Source organism: Priestia sp. FSL P4-0332, assembly GCF_038005845.1.
GTDB lineage: Bacteria > Bacillota > Bacilli > Bacillales > Bacillaceae_H > Priestia.
On the sequence record NZ_JBBOUA010000001.1, the window covers coordinates 1,998,010 to 2,013,268 of the forward strand.

Sequence of the window (15,259 nt, forward strand, 5' to 3'; positions counted from 1 at the left end):
AAAAGATATGAAGAACGTTTCTATAAAACGTTTATCTTAGAGGGCAAGGGAGTAGGTCTATGAGCAGCTTTAACAGTCAGTTTTTGTATTCCGTTACAATCATTCTATTAGGATACATACTAAAACGAACAAACCTCCTTCAGCAAAAAGACGGGGAAGCTTTAGCCAGAATTATTTTTAATATTACAATGCCTTGCTTGATTATTGTCACATTCAGCAGTATTAAAATTGATGGATCGCTTATTTTACTATTAGTTATTGGAATTGTCTATGGCTTGCTGTTAGCTGCGGTAGGAATTTTTGTTTTTCGAAAAGATGAAAGAAAAGTGAAAGGCATGCTGACGATGATGATTCCAGGGTTTAATATTGGAATGTTTGCTTATCCGTTAGTAGAAGGCATTTGGGGAAAAGAAGGGCTTAAATATTTTGGTATGTTTGATGTCGGAAATGCCTTTGTTATTTTTGTTTTATGCTATGTGATTGGCAGCTACTACTCAGGAGATGATATTGACATTGAATTTAAAAAGATTTTATACAAAGTATTAAAATCGATGCCGCTTCTTACCTACGTAATCATTTGTCTTCTTGCGATTATAGGCATTCATTTACCATCATATGTATTAGACGTTTCAGGCATTATCTCTAAAGCTAATATGCCGCTTTCTCTTTTGCTTTTAGGCGTATATTTAAATTTTTCGTTCCAAAAAAGCTACTTGAAAAAAATTATTATGTTTTTAAGTATCCGCTACATAATCGGACTCGGCGTAGGAATTGCGCTGTTTTTCCTGCTTCCATTTGAAGATATGTTCCGGTATACAATCTTAGTTTGCTTCATTCTACCAGTAGCGGGGTCAGTTTTACCTTACGCAGTAGAATTCAAATACGATCAAAAATTTGTCGGCACCGTTTCAAATATGACGATTCTGCTGAGTTTTTTGCTGCTGTGGGGAATGACAAACATTTTAATGTAAATAACTGAGGACGCTCGCACTTGTGAGCGTCCTTTTTGATGAAAAAAAGGATATTCCCAAATAAACAGAGGTAAGCTAGGAGAAGAGAAAATCCATCATACATACAACCTGACGGGAGGAAAAAAAGTGGAGTCCTTAACTTTTGTTTTATTTGGCGCAACGGGTGATTTAGCAAAAAGAAAAATCTTTCCCGCTCTTTATAATTTATTTACAGACAAAAAGCTCCCTGATGCTATTTCTATTATTGGATCGGGGTACGAGCAGATGTCTCATGAGGATTTTAAAGAGCGTGTAAAGCAATCTATAAACGATTTTTCGAGACGGAAAATGGAAAGTAACGAAGAAGATTTTTTGTCCCTGTTTCATTATCAAGCAGTAGACGCAAGCAAAACAGAAGATTACAAACAGCTATTAAAGGTTGTGAATGAGCAAGAAACAACTCATGGAAGTAAAGGAAATCGTTTGTTTTATTTGTCCGTAGCACCCGAATACTTCGATGTAATTGCTCTGCATATAAAAAAAAGCGGCTTGGATCAAACCAGCGGGTGGAAGCGTCTTATGATTGAAAAGCCATTTGGACATGATCTTGTTTCAGCAAGAGAGCTTAATGAAAAGCTAAGCAGTACGTTTAAAGAAGAAGAAATTTATCGAATTGATCATTATTTAGGTAAACCGATGGTGCAAAATTTAGAAGCGCTTGAATTTACGAACCCCGTGCTGCAATCGCTGTGGAATAACAAACACATTGCGAACGTACAAATTACGGCAAGTGAAACAGTCGGTGTTGAAAATCGTGCAGGGTATTATGATCATACGGGGGCCATACGCGACATGATTCAAAATCATATGCTGCAGGTTCTCATGATGACAGCTATGCATCTTCCAAAACGAATTTGCTCAGAAAACATTTTAGAAGAAAAGCAAAAAGTAATGGAGTCACTGAGGAAAATTCAAGCGAAAGAAGTAGCTCGCGATGTTGTAAGAGGACAATACGGAAACGGAGAAATCAATCACAAATCTGTTAGAGGATACAAAGAAGAGCCTGGCGTAGAAGCAGACTCTAAAAATGATACGTTTGTGGCAGCACGTTTATGGATTGATAATCCATTTTGGAAAGGCGTTCCTTTTTATATTCGAACGGGCAAACGAATGAAAGAAAAATCAACTCGTATCGTTGTAGAATTTAAAGATTCTTTAAAGGGTCTGTACGAAACTCCTTATGACAAAGTAGCACCAAACTTATTTATTATCGAAATCAGTCCAAGCGAAAACGTCGCTTTGCAGCTTAACAGCAAAAACCCATTAAAAAATGGTGTTATTGAGCCGGTTCGTATTACGTTTTCAAGAGAAGAAGAAAGTGTGCCGGAAGCATATGAACGAATTATTTACGACGCATTAATCGGAGACTCCACGTTTTTTGCTCATTGGAAAGAAGTAGAGCTATCTTGGCAGTGGGTGCAGCCTGTATTAGATGCATTTGAAGCTGATATGCTGCCGCTTTATGAATATCCATCCGGCTCACAAGGCCCTAAAGAAGCCCAGAAATTAGTTGAACAAGAAGGCTTTAAGTGGTGGCTCGATGACGATGAGCATGGGGAAGCACCTGGAGTGTTTGTGCCTATTTAAAAAAGAGGTTAGGACAAAATTTTTTTCGTTGAAGAAAGATCCGAACGATAAATTGAGATTCTTGATGGAGAATCTCGATTCATCGTTCGGATTTTTTTATGTATCTCATTTGTTCGTCTTTGGATTGAATGAATTTAGTTATGTCTCAATCTCTTTTGGTGTTCAATCGTTTTTGTAAATAAACAAGATCATGATGTAAATGTTGTTGCATATGTTCAACAGCTTTTAAACTGCGTTTTTTCATAAAGGTGAACACTTGCTGATGCTCATCTAAAATCTCAGCAGCGCGTCCTTTACCTTTAAAATTAAGCACCCGACAAAAATAAATCAATACATTTACGCTATCGAGCTGTTTTTTTAAATGTTTATTATGACTGTATTCAAGAATCAGCTGATGAAAATGTTCATTTAGCTCAATAAGTCGAGAATCTTCGGCTCCTTGCTTTATTTCCTCAGCGGTTCTGTCTAACAGCTGCTCAATGAAAAGAAGCTCTTCATCAGAAGCGCGAGTAATACACAGCTCAATGGCTAAAGACTCTAAAGCCGTACGAATTTGATAAATTTCTTCTACGTCTTCAGGAGATAGGGAATAAATAATAAAGCCTGTTTTTTGATCTGCAACTAAAAGGCCGTCTTTTTCTAATAAACGCATTGCTTCTCTTATGGGAGAGCGGCTGACCCCAAATGCTTTAGCTAGCTGGGTTTCATTGATTCGCTGACCCGGTTCATATTCACCGTTCACAATCATTTGCTTAATTTTTTCATAAAATTGAAGATAGTACGGTAACGGCTTGTGTAAATCAAAATTGTTCATTGATATACCTCGTTTATTTATAATCATTTATTTCCTAATTATAATACGCTTGTTCATAAGAGTCATAATAATTTTGAATTTTTGAAGAGAATGAATATATTCAGAATTTTCTTGTTAAAAGCGTTCTTTTTACGTATAATCAAATAGATAATATCAGTCGACGGTCGACCGATAATTTTTTACATAAAAGACGCAGGGGGATTTTTGATGAAAACGTTAAAAATAGCGAACATACCAGGAGATGGAGTAGGAAAAGAAGTTGTGCCGGAGGCGGTTAGGGTCCTTCACACGATTGCAGATCTTCACGGGGGATTAAAATTTGAATTTACAGAATTTCCTTGGAGCTGTGATTATTATTTGAAGTACGGACAGATGATGCCGGAAGATGGGCTAAAGCAGCTTCAACACTTTGACGGAATTTTTTTAGGAGCCGTAGGAAATTTAAATCTTGTGCCAGATCACGTGTCGCTATGGGGTCTGCTCATTAAGATTCGTCGAGAATTTCAGCAGGTAATTAATATTCGTCCAGCCAAAAGGTTAAAAGGCATCGCATCTCCACTAACGAACCCAAAAGATTTTGATTTAATTGTTGTTCGTGAAAATAGTGAAGGAGAATACAGTGAAGTAGGAGGCCGGATTTATCAAGGAGAAGATCAAATTTCTATTCAAAATGCGGTTTTTTCTCGAAAAGGAACAGAACGAGCGATGCGCTACGCATTTGAATTAGCTTCTAAAAGAAAAGCGAAAGTTACAAGCGCAACGAAGTCAAATGGAATTGTTCATTCCATGCCGTTTTGGGACGAAGTGTTTCAAGATGTTGCAAAGAGTTATCCTTATATTGAAACAGACTCACAGCACATCGATGCGCTGGCGGCTTTTTTCGTTACAAATCCAAGTCGTTTTGATGTAATTGTGGCAAGCAATTTATTTGGAGATATTTTAACAGATATCGGAGCTGCTATTATGGGAAGTATTGGCGTTGCTCCTGCTGCAAATATTAATGTGAACGGAAAATATCCTTCGATGTTTGAACCGGTACACGGGTCTGCTCCTAATATTGTCGGAAAAGGAATTGCAAACCCAATCGGACAGATTTGGACGGCTAAAATGATGTTGGATCATTTTGGTGAACAAGAATTAGGCAGTCATTTATTAGAGGTTATCGAACAAGTGACGGAATCGGGCATCATTACACCAGATGTTGGAGGCAGCGCAACTACTAGTGAAGTAACGGATCAAATTATTTCTCATTTAAAGAAGTGAAGGTTCTAAAAGAGGCTAGGACAAAAGAATATTAGACGAAGTGAAAAACGAACCATTGATCAAAGTGTTTGATTCATGGTTTGTTTTTTTGTGGTAAACGTAGGTTTCATGTGTGTAGGTCTTTCTAGCGGTTGATTGGAGGGCAAGGCGAAGACTCCTGCGGGAAAAGCGAAGTCTTGCACGGAAATCAAAATCGATAAATACATGTTGACACTTACATATATGAACCCTATAATAGTTTGAGTTGAGATAATTCGTATGCATATTATTTCTAGACTATGATTTAGTTTGTTTTAATAAATAGATACGAACAAACAAATAAAAGGAGGAAAATCATGCAGAAATCAAAATTATGGACAAAAGATTTTTTAGCGGTCTCATTGACCAGCTTTTTTGTTTTTGTCATTTTTTATATGTTAACTGTCACATTGCCGCTGTTTGCAACGGATGAACTTCATGCAAGTAAACAAAGCCTAGGGCTAATTGTGACAATTTTTTTAGTGTCCGGCATTGTGTTCAGACCGCTAGCCGGTAAGTGGATGACAACATTAGGACAAAAGAAAGTACTATTAATAGGTGTCTTTATCTTTTTAATTGGTTCTATTTTATATATGAACATTCACTCATTATCTGCGCTGCTGCTGCTGCGTGTGCTTCATGGTATTGGTTTTGGAATGAGCACAACTGCCACAGGAGCAATCGTTGCAAATGTAATTCCAGAACAGAGGAAAGGCGAAGGGATGGGGTACTATGCGACGTTTATGAACTTAGCGATGGTAGTAGGTCCGTTTGTAGGCTTAACGTTAACAAATACTTTGGGTCATACAGCGGTCTTTACCGTTGCGGTTGTATCTTCTGTTTTAGCAGTATTATGCAGTCTAGTACTTCGTGTACCTGAGGTGCAAGCTTCTTCTGCAACAAATGAAATACAGCCAGCTAAAGGTCTTGCGGCGTTTTTTGAATACCGTTCGCTGCCTATTTCTGTTGCTGGCCTTGTGGTAGCTTTTTCATATGCAAGTGTTATTTCGTTTGTGTCTATTTATGCAAAAGAAATGGGCTTTACGCAAGCTTCAAGCTTTTTCTTTGTTGTCTACGCGGTGTGCTTATTAGCTTCTAGACCTTTTACTGGAAAATGGTTTGATCAATACGGAGAAAACAGCGTGGTATATCCGTCCATTTTATCTTTAGCTATCGGTATCTTTTTGCTTAGCCAAGCGACAACAAGCTGGGTGTTTTTATTAGCTGGAGCATTGATTGGATTAGGCTTTGGAACGATTACATCAAGTTTTCAATCCATTGCTGTAAAAAAAGCTTCTCCTCATCGCCGAGGTGTCGCCACAGCTACGTTTTTTGTGTTTTTTGATTCTGGAATGGGCTTAGGGTCCTTTTTATTAGGCATTTTATCCACAGCAGCCGGTTATAAAGGAATGTATGTATTCTGTTCCATTGTTGCTCTTTTAGCTATAGCAGTATACCTTGTATTGCACGGCCGAAAAAGCCAGAAACAGCGTATTATTTCTCAAAATGAATCATTAGGAAAATAACATAAATAAAAAAAGGCGTGCTCAAGGGGAGCATGCCTTTTTTATTTATGGAGCTCTAAAGAAAACGGCTGTGAGCATATCGATATAGAAGCTCTCCTGATTTCTTTAGAGATTTCTTTTATTCCACTTCTTCTTTTGTAATCCACTCACTGGACCATGTCTGAATTTCCTGAATTACCGGCGCTAGTGCTAATCCTTTGTCGGATAACGAATACTCGATTCGAACAGGAGTTTCCGGAATAACCGTACGAATGACGATTCCTTCATGCTCTAATTCTTTTAGGCGCTCGGATAAGAGTCTTCCGCTTACTGGAAGTGCTTCTTGCATTTGAGAAAACCGCTGTGAGCCGGAAAGTAGCTGAAAAATGATCAAACTCGTCCAACGTTTCGTTAGTATAGTAACAGCCTTTTCAAAACGCGGGCAGAGTGCTAAACCGTCCATGTTATTACCTCCATTCTCTTCCTATATTATAAAACAAAGTCAGCATTTTATCTAGTGTTGTGTAATTTAATTACTTAAAGAACATAAATTACTTTACGCTTTTATGTTTTGATTATATAATTTATATAATTAAAGAAGTTGATTACTAAAAGTAACAAAAAGAACATAAAAGCTTTACAAGATAAATGTATCGTCATATAATACTTTAAGCAAGTAAAGTTACTTACTTTTAGTAAGCTGATACATCAATTAAAAAAGATAAATGTAGTGAAGTGCTAGAAAAAATATTTGTTCATGTGAGAGATTGAACACAATGTGAAAATAGTAGATAAGTGAAAGACACATAAGAGGAGGAAATGACTGTGATTAACGAAAAAGTTGTTTCAATTTTAAAAGATAAAATTAACGTAGTAAAAAATGATGATCATTTTATTTATATAGTAGGACCTATCACGCTTCCGGTGAATCTAGATGGAGAGACACAAGTATTTAGTTGGTATTCATGGCTGCGTTCTGATAATGTAAAAGAAGGATCTTTAAGTACGGAAGAGCTTATTGAAAAAATGCAAGGAGCTAATTTAGCTGACATGCAGCAATCGAGTGTTCTTGTGTACGGAGATTTTCAAGAATCGCATGAGGCACTAATTCGTATGCACAGTATCTGCCATACGGGAGATATATTCGGAAGCAAACGCTGCGACTGCGGTTTTCAATTAAAACAATCTATGAAAATGATCGTCGAAAATGGAAGCGGAGCGCTATTTTATTTAGCAAATCATGAAGGACGCGGCATTGGCCTATTCAGCAAAGCAATGGCATACGTTCTTCAAGAAAACGGATTTGATACGGTAGAGGCGAATGAAGGGTTAGGATTTGAAGATGATACTCGCAGCTATAGTGATGCCATCAGCGTGTTAAAAGTGCTGCGTCAAAAACCTGTTACGCTGATTACAAATAATCCGAAAAAGCTAATCGCGCTTGAGAAAAACGGCGCACTTTTATCCGGGCGCGTTCCACTTTGGGGAGATGTATCTCAGTTTAATGAAAAGTATCTAGACACCAAAGTTAAACGTTCAGGACACTTAAAAGAGGAGGTTCTTCTTTGATCAATCACGAATTTTATATGAATATAGCTTTACAAAACGCAAAAGCAACAAAAGGACAAACAGATCCAAATCCGCTTGTAGGATCTGTCATTGTAAACGATAATCGAATCGTTGGAATCGGTACGCATTTAAAAGCGGGAGAGCCGCACGCTGAAATTCATGCGCTGCGAATGGCTGTCGAACAAGCAAAAGGAGCGACTGCTTACGTAACGCTAGAGCCTTGTTCACACCACGGACGTACAGGTCCTTGTGCTGAAGCGCTAGTTGAAGCCGGTGTAAAAAAAGTGGTCATAGCAACTTTAGACCCCAATCCTTTAGTAGCAGGTAATGGAGTTAAAATTTTAGAAAACGCAGGCATTGAGGTCATAACAGGTGTATGTGAAGAAGAGTCACGTCAAATGAATGAGGTCTTCAATAAGTATATTGTAACGAAGAAGCCGTTTGTTTCATTAAAGTCAGCGATTACGTTAGACGGTAAAATAGCAACTGCTTCTTCTCACAGCAAGTGGATTACGTCTGAGGAAGCTCGTTTGGATGTACATCAGCTGCGTCATGAAACAGCGGGTATCTTAGTAGGGGTGAACACGGTCATTAAGGACAACCCCGAGCTGACAACTCGCATTGAAGGCGGCCGCAGTCCAATTCGTATTGTGATGGATTCAAAGCTGCGCATGCCGCTTGAATCTAAGCTAGCAACAGATTCTTTAGCTCCAACGTGGGTATTTACAAGTCAGGGCTATTCAAAAGAAAAAAAAGAACAGCTCGAAAAGCAAGGCGTCGAAGTATTTGTTACAAGCGGTGAGGACAAAGTAAATCTTGAAGATATGCTTTCTATACTAGGTGAGAAATTTGTGTCGTCTCTTTTAATTGAAGGAGGGGGCGAAGTGAATGCCGCATTCTTAGAGAATCGTTTAATTGATAAATTGGTGCTGTATATGGCTCCAAAGCTTTCAGGAGGAAAAGAAGCTCCTACTTTCCTAGAAGGAAAAGGCGTAGAGAAAATGTGGGACGCAGTGGACGTGGAGCGTCTTTCTGTGACGTCAATCGGCAAAGACTTTAAATTTGTTGGATATCCTGTTTATAAATAAAAATGTGAATGAGGATGGAACAAAAATATGTTAGGTGAAGGAAGATCCGAACGATAAATCGTTCGGATTTTTTGCTGTTATGGTGAACATAGGTTTCATGTATGCAGGTGCTTTTAGCGGTGTAACAAGTGATCTATATTAGCTTATTCATCCTATTTGTTTGTCTGTAGACTGGATTGATTTCGTTATGTCTCAATATTATTTTTTTGCAGGATTTTTTAGAGAAGAGAAATAATACACTATTTTACTATTATAGATTAATTTGCTATTATAGGGAATGGTCAATTTCGAAACATTGTATAAATTTTTAACGAGTTTACAGTTGACTATCTAAATAAAATCACTATATGTTTATAGAGAGAATATATTATGTGAAAGTAAGGGTGAGAAAAGAGATGAGAGAGTATAGAATTGGGAGTGTTATGAGAGACCTTCGCAAAATGGCAGGGTTGACACAACAAGAATTATCAAGAGACATTTGTACACAAGCGCAAATCAGCAAAATTGAAAACGGTGAAGAATATCCATCAAGTATTACCCTCTATAAAATTTCTAAGCGCCTTGGCGTAGATGTTAACTACTTTTTTGATAGTGTAGAATCACCTCGACTTGATTACGTAGATGCGGTTCAATCGTTAATTCGTCAATATATTCGTCAGAGAGATTATGATGCTATTCATAATATCATTGTAAAAGAAAAAGAAAGTCCCCTGTTTCAAAACCCGCTGAACAAGCAATTTTTAATGTGGCACGAAGGTATTTGCGTGTATTATATTCATCACAACAAAGAAGATGCGCTGTCTAAAATGTACCAAGCGATCGATCTTACTAAGCAATCGGCAACGTTTTATAAGGAAAGAGAAATTGAAATTTTAAATAGCATTGGGATTATTCTTTATGAAGAGAAAGAGTATGAACAGGCTCTAGATACATATCAAACAGCACTCAAAAGCTTAAATGAGCTGCCCCAAACAAAAGACGAAAATATAAAAATTAGAATTTTAAATGCACTTGCCAAAACGCTTGGAGATATGAGTAACTATGATGAATCATTAATATATAGCAACCGAGGAATTGATTTGTGCATTAGTAATGAATCAATGTATTTATTTGGAGAACTTCATTACCAAGCAGGAGAGAGCTTAATCAAATTAGGTAAAATTGAACAAGGTAAAGAATATATGGAAAAGTCTATGACCATTTTCACCCTGCAACGAAATGAGCGATTCGTCAAGCTAGTAGAAAAAGAACTTGAAGCTCTATTTGTTTAAAATATTCCTATCATTATAATTTTTGAGAAATTTCTATCAAAATGGAGGAAATCCGTGGTTTTAAGGGGATAAATGCTGATAGAAAGGAATTCATCTACTTTTATCCTGTGATACACTAGAGTCAAATCAAAGAAAGAGGAGGAAATAATTATGAAAAAAGTATTAGTCGGTATGGCATTAGCGTTTACATTAGTAGCAGGTGTTGCGTCAGTTGGAACAAGCGTAGCAACAGGAGATTTTTCAACATTAGGTCTTCCTAGCCAACATTAATAAGAAAAAGCCGTGCTAAGAAGCACGGCTTTTTTTATTGTGTTTTACTTGACTGATCTTTGTTGCGTTTGTTTCCTTTTGAATTATCCCCGCTTGAAATTTCTTCACCCATTTCTACAAGATGGTGCTGCGTTTTTGGATTACTTTGATTAGCGCTTCCTTTGTTATTCTTTTTAGTCATCTTCATTCTCCTTTAAAACGATGGCAATGCATCGAGATTATTTGTTTTGTCATGATCAGGAATGCTGCGAATATACGTACCGCCATCTTTCCCTACAAAGGTACTCACATGCTCAACGTCCCCTGCTTCTACTTTCTTTAATGCTTCTTCATAGGTTAAAACGTCTCCTGAAGCTGTTTGGAATTCTAAGAGGTCACCGTCTGCATTTTTACGTACTGCAACGAAACGTTCTTTCATACAAATAAACACCTTCCTTTACATCTATATGGTTGCTGAAATAGTCGTTTTTATTCATTGCAAAAAGTGATAAGGTAAAGAAAAGAGTACAAAGGGGATAAAAAATGACAACATTTAATTGGCATGATCAAGCTCAAGACGAGTGGAACCAAAAAGTATCATTTTGGAATAGCCGAAGTGAAGAAATGTGGAAAAACGGAAGTCGGAAAACAGTGATTCCATTTATTCAAAAACATCTTAAATCAGGTGGTATGGTGGCAGACGTGGGCTGCGGTGATGGGTTTGGAACGTCTCTTCTAGCTGCTTCTCGATATAAAGCAATCGGTCTTGATTTATCGGAAGAAATGATTCAAAAAGCATCCCAGCTGCATAAAAGTGAAAATTTGTCGTTCGCTCAAGCTGATATTATGACGCTGCCGCTTTCTTCTGAATCAGTAGAAGGGGTTATGGTAATCAACGCCCTAGAATGGACCGAGCATCCTCGATTAGCTGTGAAGGAATTGTACCGAGTTGTAAAACCAGGAGGATATGCATGCGTAGGTATTCTTGGACCAACTGCTCAGCCTCGTACCAATAGCTTTCGACGATTATATGGTGAACACGTCATTTGCAATACGATGATGCCGTGGGAGTTTGAACAGCTTGCAAAAGAAAATGGATGGGAAGTAATCGATGGCGAAGGTGTATATAAGCGAAATGTTACTGATAAGCTGATTGGACAGCTCCCAAATGAATTAAAGCAAGCTTTAACGTTTCTATGGCTATTTATGCTCAAGAAACAATAAAAACAGCACACCTCTCCTTATATGTAGCTGTACAAAGGGTACACTACAAACTGGAGGTGAGTGACATGAGTAAAATTAAAAAAGACCGCTCAAAATCAGAGCTAGGTTCACCAAATGTAGAAGGACAAGGGACGACCACTTCTGAACAAGGTGTTCAAAGCAGTTCAGCTAACAAAAAGCAGAAGCGTTCATAACAAAAATAAAACGAACTTGCAGGGAGAACAACGAGCTCACTGCAAGTTCGTTTTATTTTTGGTGTCATCTTTATAAGTAAGAAGGTGTTGTGTGCAAGATTATAGATAGCTTATAATAAAATCTGAGCCAATAATTGTAATTTTATACAAGTTTGGTTTACAGTCGATGTAAAGTGGAGGTGTAATAAATGGTAAATAAAAGATGTTTACCGGATACTGCAGCGTCTCATGCAAAGCCTGATATTAGAAAGGCGATACTTTGCATGGGGTGGACGGTTTAGTAATAGACATCGCCTAACCGCGCATATCTCATTTCTAATATATACGGCTTTGCCCCTTATTGTATGAGCAAAACCACATAAGGAGCTGGCAGAAATGACGTATGTAAAAGCAACAAATGTTTTACCTGAAGAGCTGATTAGTGAAATTCAAAAATATATTCAAGGAGAAACCATTTATATTCCAAAGCCGCAGAAGGCAAAAAGAAAATGGGGAACTTGCTCTGGTGGAAGAAAGTTGATTGACGAGCGAAACGAACGGATTAAGAATTTCTTTGAAAAAGGAACTTCTATTGAGGAACTAGCCCGTGAATACTTTTTATCAACCGAAACCATCAAAAAAATTGTATATAAAAAGCAACGGTAGAAATCAAGCGCTGGCAACTGAATGCCCGCGTTTTTTTAGGTATAGTTTATTTCTGATTTATTTTTTACATTTCATAAAAGGAATCTGTACGGTAAAGTAAAAAGTAGCTGATTAAATGAAGAAGGAGTGAAGAACGTGGAAGCGTTTATAAGAAATGATCAATATAACTTTATCAAAAGCCAAACGCAAATCCTTATCAATGGGCATGGAACAGTAAACAATTCTGATGTGCTGCAGGCTTTAAAAGCTCTTGCAAAAGAAAAAGTATTAAATGTGTTTGATGTTCTTAGCGAGGAACAGGAAGAATTACTGCTGTCAGTTGCTGAAGTTAGAAATAAGGAGCAAGCAGAGGTGTTTTTAGAAACGATAAAGCCTTGCGTGATTCCATTTAAATCTTTTACAGAAGCTGGCGTGAAAAAGTTGTTTCCAAAAGTGAAAAAGTTAAAAGTCCCTTCTGCTGATAGCGTTGATCTAACGAGCATTTCCTATGTTAGCTGGATCGATAAAGGCTCAAACAGAAAGTTTATCGTAGCGCAGGAGCCGTATACCCAGAAGTTAAAAGGTATTCAAGGAACGTTTAAGCCTATAAATCAGAAAGGAATATGCACGCTTTGCCACAGCTACGAGGAAGTCGGTATGTTCACTGCTGAAATCAAAGGAACTGTTCAAGGGACATTTACACAACGAGGAAATTATATTTGTCAAGATAGCGAAGCATGTAATCAAAATTTGCTTACCTTAGAGCGGCTTCATGATTTTATGTTAAGGCTCAGCAAATAACATGCGGCTAATAAGAAGAATACAAAAAAAGAAGGTTCAGTCCCTATACTTTTGGTGAGACTGAGCCTTCTTTGTCTATCTGTTTTTCTCGATTGGATTGTCACGATAGCTAATCCAATCGCTCCAGCTGCCGGCATATAATTTTACATTTGGAAAACCTGCTGATTTTAAAGCTAAAACGTTAGGGCAAGCAGATACACCCGATCCGCAGTATACAATGATTTCAGCGTGAGAATCAATAGCAGAAAACATCTCCTTCCACTCTTTATCTGTTTTCCATAAACCTTCTGAAGTTAACACATCTTGCCAAAAAGAATGAATGGCGCCTGGAATATGTCCTGCTACAAAATCAATGGGTTCTTCTAAGCCGAGATATCTCTTTTTTTCACGAGAGTCGACAAAAACAACATTAGGGTTATGAAGATTCTCTTTTACGTATTCAACTCCTGCAAGTCCCCAATCTTGTTGAACGAAAGGTACAAAAGTTTGAGGAGAAGCTGCTGGAACGCTCTTAGTTGTTTCATATCCCGATTGTTTCCAGTTAGTAAAACCTCCATTTAAAATTTGTACGTATTCAATTCCTATATATCGCAGTAGCCACCATGCTCTTGAAGCCATCATCCCATTTTGTTCATCATAAACGACGACTCTGGAATCCGCATTAATTCCTAAGCTGCCGAGCTTTTGAGCTAGCTTTTGAACATCGGGCAGCGGGTGTCTGCCTCCGTGGGAAGTAGCCACAGAGGACAAATCTTTTTCTAAATCCAAATAATGAGCATCCGGGAGGTGCTCATTTTGATAAGCATCTGAGCCTGCCTCAGGCTTTCCAAGGATAAATCGGCAGTCAAGCAAAATAATGGATTGTTGGGGTTGTTGCAATGCAGTATGTAATTCGCGTGGTGAAATAATAGTATTCATAATATTCACATCCTTTTACCAACATTCTAGTTGAAATAAATAAAAATAAAAAGCGTTAAATATAAATTACGGCAAAGCTATTTTATTTTCCTTCAATTATTCCCCGTAGAATAATTGACCATTTCAGCACTTATCTGATGCAGAGGGAAATGCTCCTGTGCTACAGTTGTAGTAAGAGTTACATAGTGTAAGCCAAATGTTCAGCGTAATGTTATATCTACTATTCATAAGAAGGAGAGAGAAAGATGCCAACAAATGAAAAAAAAGAATTTAAACTGATCGCACTAGATATGGATGGAACGCTGCTGAACAATCAGCAGGAAATTTCTAAAGAAAATCGTGAGGCCATTGCTAAAGCTCAAGAACAAGGTGTTCATGTGGTATTAAGTACGGGACGCTCTCTTTTAACATGCCGTGAATACGCGCAATCTCTTGAGCTATCTTCTTACCTTATTACAGTAAACGGAAGCGAAATCTGGGATGAATCTGGACAGCTTGTAGAACGAAAGTTAATTGATGCTTCTTCCATCGAGAAGATGTGGAATTTAACGCAAGAGCATAAGCTTAACTTTTGGGCTGTGACTACGGATAAAGTATGGAGAGATGAATTTCCAGAAGATATTGCTTCACAGGAATGGCTGAAGTTTGGCTACGATATTCCAGATGATGCTTTACGAGAAGAAGTGCTGAAACAAATAGCAGGCATTTCAGATTTTGAAATCAGCAACTCTAGTTTAACGAATCTAGAAATTAATGCACTTGGTATTAACAAAGCAAAAGGGATTATGACGGTATGTGAACGTTTGGGCATTTCAATGGATGAAGTCATTGCAATGGGAGACAGCTTAAATGATATGGCTATGATTGAAGCGGCAGGTTGTGGAATCGCCATGGGAAATGCTCAGGAAGCTGTAAAAGAAGCAGCGGACTGGGTGACAGATACAAATGTCAATAACGGAGTAGCGAAGGCTATCAGCCACTGGGTGCTGAAATAACAGCAGCTCTACACAGCAGGCACTGTTGCACCATTTAACTACTTCCCGCATAAACTGATACTGGATGCCTCCCTTTGAGTTCGTCTTATACGTATATATAAGGAGAAGCCATCTAGTTAAGGAGTGGGG

General features: G+C 37.9%; 17 protein-coding genes. 12 read left to right on the plus strand and 5 right to left on the minus strand.

Features of this window, described 5'->3' with window-relative positions:
- Window positions 1-59 precede the first annotated feature (59 nt).
- Both MKY06_RS10030 and zwf read left to right on the plus strand, forming a co-directional pair.
- A complete protein-coding gene (locus tag MKY06_RS10030) occupies window positions 60-971 on the plus strand; it encodes an AEC family transporter (RefSeq protein ID WP_013056661.1) in 912 nt (303 codons plus the stop codon).
- 126 nt (window positions 972-1,097) lie between these two features.
- Window positions 1,098-2,597, plus strand: a complete 1,500-nt coding sequence (zwf, locus tag MKY06_RS10035; protein ID WP_172738355.1) for a glucose-6-phosphate dehydrogenase — start codon at window positions 1,098-1,100, stop codon at window positions 2,595-2,597.
- Window positions 2,598-2,742: 145 nt separating this feature from the next.
- Here zwf and MKY06_RS10040 read toward each other — a convergent pair whose 3' ends face one another.
- Entirely contained in the window at window positions 2,743-3,411 is a 669-nt protein-coding gene (locus MKY06_RS10040; RefSeq protein WP_098278120.1) for a GntR family transcriptional regulator, read from the minus strand.
- Window positions 3,412-3,618: 207 nt separating this feature from the next.
- Here MKY06_RS10040 and MKY06_RS10045 point away from each other — a divergent pair, with 207 nt between their 5' ends.
- Both MKY06_RS10045 and MKY06_RS10050 read left to right on the plus strand, forming a co-directional pair.
- Window positions 3,619-4,674 (plus strand): tartrate dehydrogenase, encoded by a 1,056-nt coding sequence (locus MKY06_RS10045; protein WP_098278119.1) that lies wholly within the window; start codon window positions 3,619-3,621, stop codon window positions 4,672-4,674.
- A 335-nt stretch (window positions 4,675-5,009) separates the two neighbouring features.
- Window positions 5,010-6,218: an MFS transporter gene (locus MKY06_RS10050; RefSeq protein ID WP_050690042.1), complete on the plus strand. Its 1,209-nt coding sequence runs from the start codon at window positions 5,010-5,012 to the stop codon at window positions 6,216-6,218.
- A 118-nt stretch (window positions 6,219-6,336) separates the two neighbouring features.
- Here the strand turns inward: MKY06_RS10050 and MKY06_RS10055 are convergent, their stop codons facing one another.
- Window positions 6,337-6,660, minus strand: coding sequence for a winged helix-turn-helix transcriptional regulator (locus MKY06_RS10055; RefSeq protein ID WP_014460492.1), 324 nt, complete (start codon window positions 6,658-6,660; stop codon window positions 6,337-6,339).
- 356 nt (window positions 6,661-7,016) lie between these two features.
- Here MKY06_RS10055 and MKY06_RS10060 point away from each other — a divergent pair, with 356 nt between their 5' ends.
- The 3 genes from MKY06_RS10060 (at window position 7,017) to MKY06_RS10070 (ending at window position 10,125) form a co-directional block, all read left to right on the plus strand.
- Window positions 7,017-7,766, plus strand: coding sequence for a GTP cyclohydrolase II (locus MKY06_RS10060; protein ID WP_028408822.1), 750 nt, complete (start codon window positions 7,017-7,019; stop codon window positions 7,764-7,766).
- Window positions 7,763-8,854 (plus strand): bifunctional diaminohydroxyphosphoribosylaminopyrimidine deaminase/5-amino-6-(5-phosphoribosylamino)uracil reductase RibD, encoded by a 1,092-nt coding sequence (ribD, locus tag MKY06_RS10065; RefSeq protein ID WP_098278118.1) that lies wholly within the window; start codon window positions 7,763-7,765, stop codon window positions 8,852-8,854. The genes MKY06_RS10060 and ribD overlap by 4 nt, the downstream gene beginning before the upstream one ends.
- Window positions 8,855-9,249: 395 nt before the next feature.
- On the plus strand, window positions 9,250-10,125 hold the full coding sequence (locus MKY06_RS10070; protein ID WP_029321308.1) for a helix-turn-helix domain-containing protein: 876 nt from the start codon (window positions 9,250-9,252) through the stop codon (window positions 10,123-10,125).
- A gap of 304 nt (window positions 10,126-10,429) precedes the next feature.
- On the opposite strand, the gene MKY06_RS10075 is transcribed toward MKY06_RS10070, so the two are convergent.
- Window positions 10,430-10,576 carry a hypothetical protein gene (locus MKY06_RS10075; protein ID WP_013056671.1) on the minus strand — a complete coding sequence of 49 codons (147 nt, stop codon included), beginning with the start codon at window positions 10,574-10,576 and terminating at the stop codon, window positions 10,430-10,432.
- 12 nt (window positions 10,577-10,588) lie between these two features.
- Entirely contained in the window at window positions 10,589-10,813 is a 225-nt protein-coding gene (locus MKY06_RS10080; RefSeq protein WP_013056672.1) for a DUF3892 domain-containing protein, read from the minus strand.
- A 104-nt stretch (window positions 10,814-10,917) separates the two neighbouring features.
- Between MKY06_RS10080 and MKY06_RS10085 the strand changes: the two genes are divergently transcribed.
- The 4 genes from MKY06_RS10085 to MKY06_RS10100 all read left to right on the plus strand — a co-directional run bounded on the left by MKY06_RS10085 (window position 10,918) and on the right by MKY06_RS10100 (window position 13,217).
- Window positions 10,918-11,598 (plus strand): class I SAM-dependent methyltransferase, encoded by a 681-nt coding sequence (locus MKY06_RS10085; RefSeq protein WP_340960643.1) that lies wholly within the window; start codon window positions 10,918-10,920, stop codon window positions 11,596-11,598.
- A gap of 65 nt (window positions 11,599-11,663) precedes the next feature.
- Window positions 11,664-11,792, plus strand: coding sequence for a YuzL family protein (locus MKY06_RS10090; RefSeq protein ID WP_013056674.1), 129 nt, complete (start codon window positions 11,664-11,666; stop codon window positions 11,790-11,792).
- A 375-nt stretch (window positions 11,793-12,167) separates the two neighbouring features.
- Window positions 12,168-12,437 carry a CD3324 family protein gene (locus MKY06_RS10095; RefSeq protein ID WP_013056675.1) on the plus strand — a complete coding sequence of 90 codons (270 nt, stop codon included), beginning with the start codon at window positions 12,168-12,170 and terminating at the stop codon, window positions 12,435-12,437.
- 135 nt (window positions 12,438-12,572) lie between these two features.
- Window positions 12,573-13,217 carry a FusB/FusC family EF-G-binding protein gene (locus MKY06_RS10100; RefSeq protein ID WP_098287427.1) on the plus strand — a complete coding sequence of 215 codons (645 nt, stop codon included), beginning with the start codon at window positions 12,573-12,575 and terminating at the stop codon, window positions 13,215-13,217.
- Between the two features lie 75 nt (window positions 13,218-13,292).
- On the opposite strand, the gene MKY06_RS10105 is transcribed toward MKY06_RS10100, so the two are convergent.
- Window positions 13,293-14,135 (minus strand): sulfurtransferase, encoded by an 843-nt coding sequence (locus MKY06_RS10105; protein ID WP_289913855.1) that lies wholly within the window; start codon window positions 14,133-14,135, stop codon window positions 13,293-13,295.
- A 245-nt stretch (window positions 14,136-14,380) separates the two neighbouring features.
- Here MKY06_RS10105 and MKY06_RS10110 point away from each other — a divergent pair, with 245 nt between their 5' ends.
- Window positions 14,381-15,130 (plus strand): Cof-type HAD-IIB family hydrolase, encoded by a 750-nt coding sequence (locus tag MKY06_RS10110; RefSeq protein ID WP_098287429.1) that lies wholly within the window; start codon window positions 14,381-14,383, stop codon window positions 15,128-15,130.
- The last annotated feature ends 129 nt before the right edge of the window (window positions 15,131-15,259 follow it).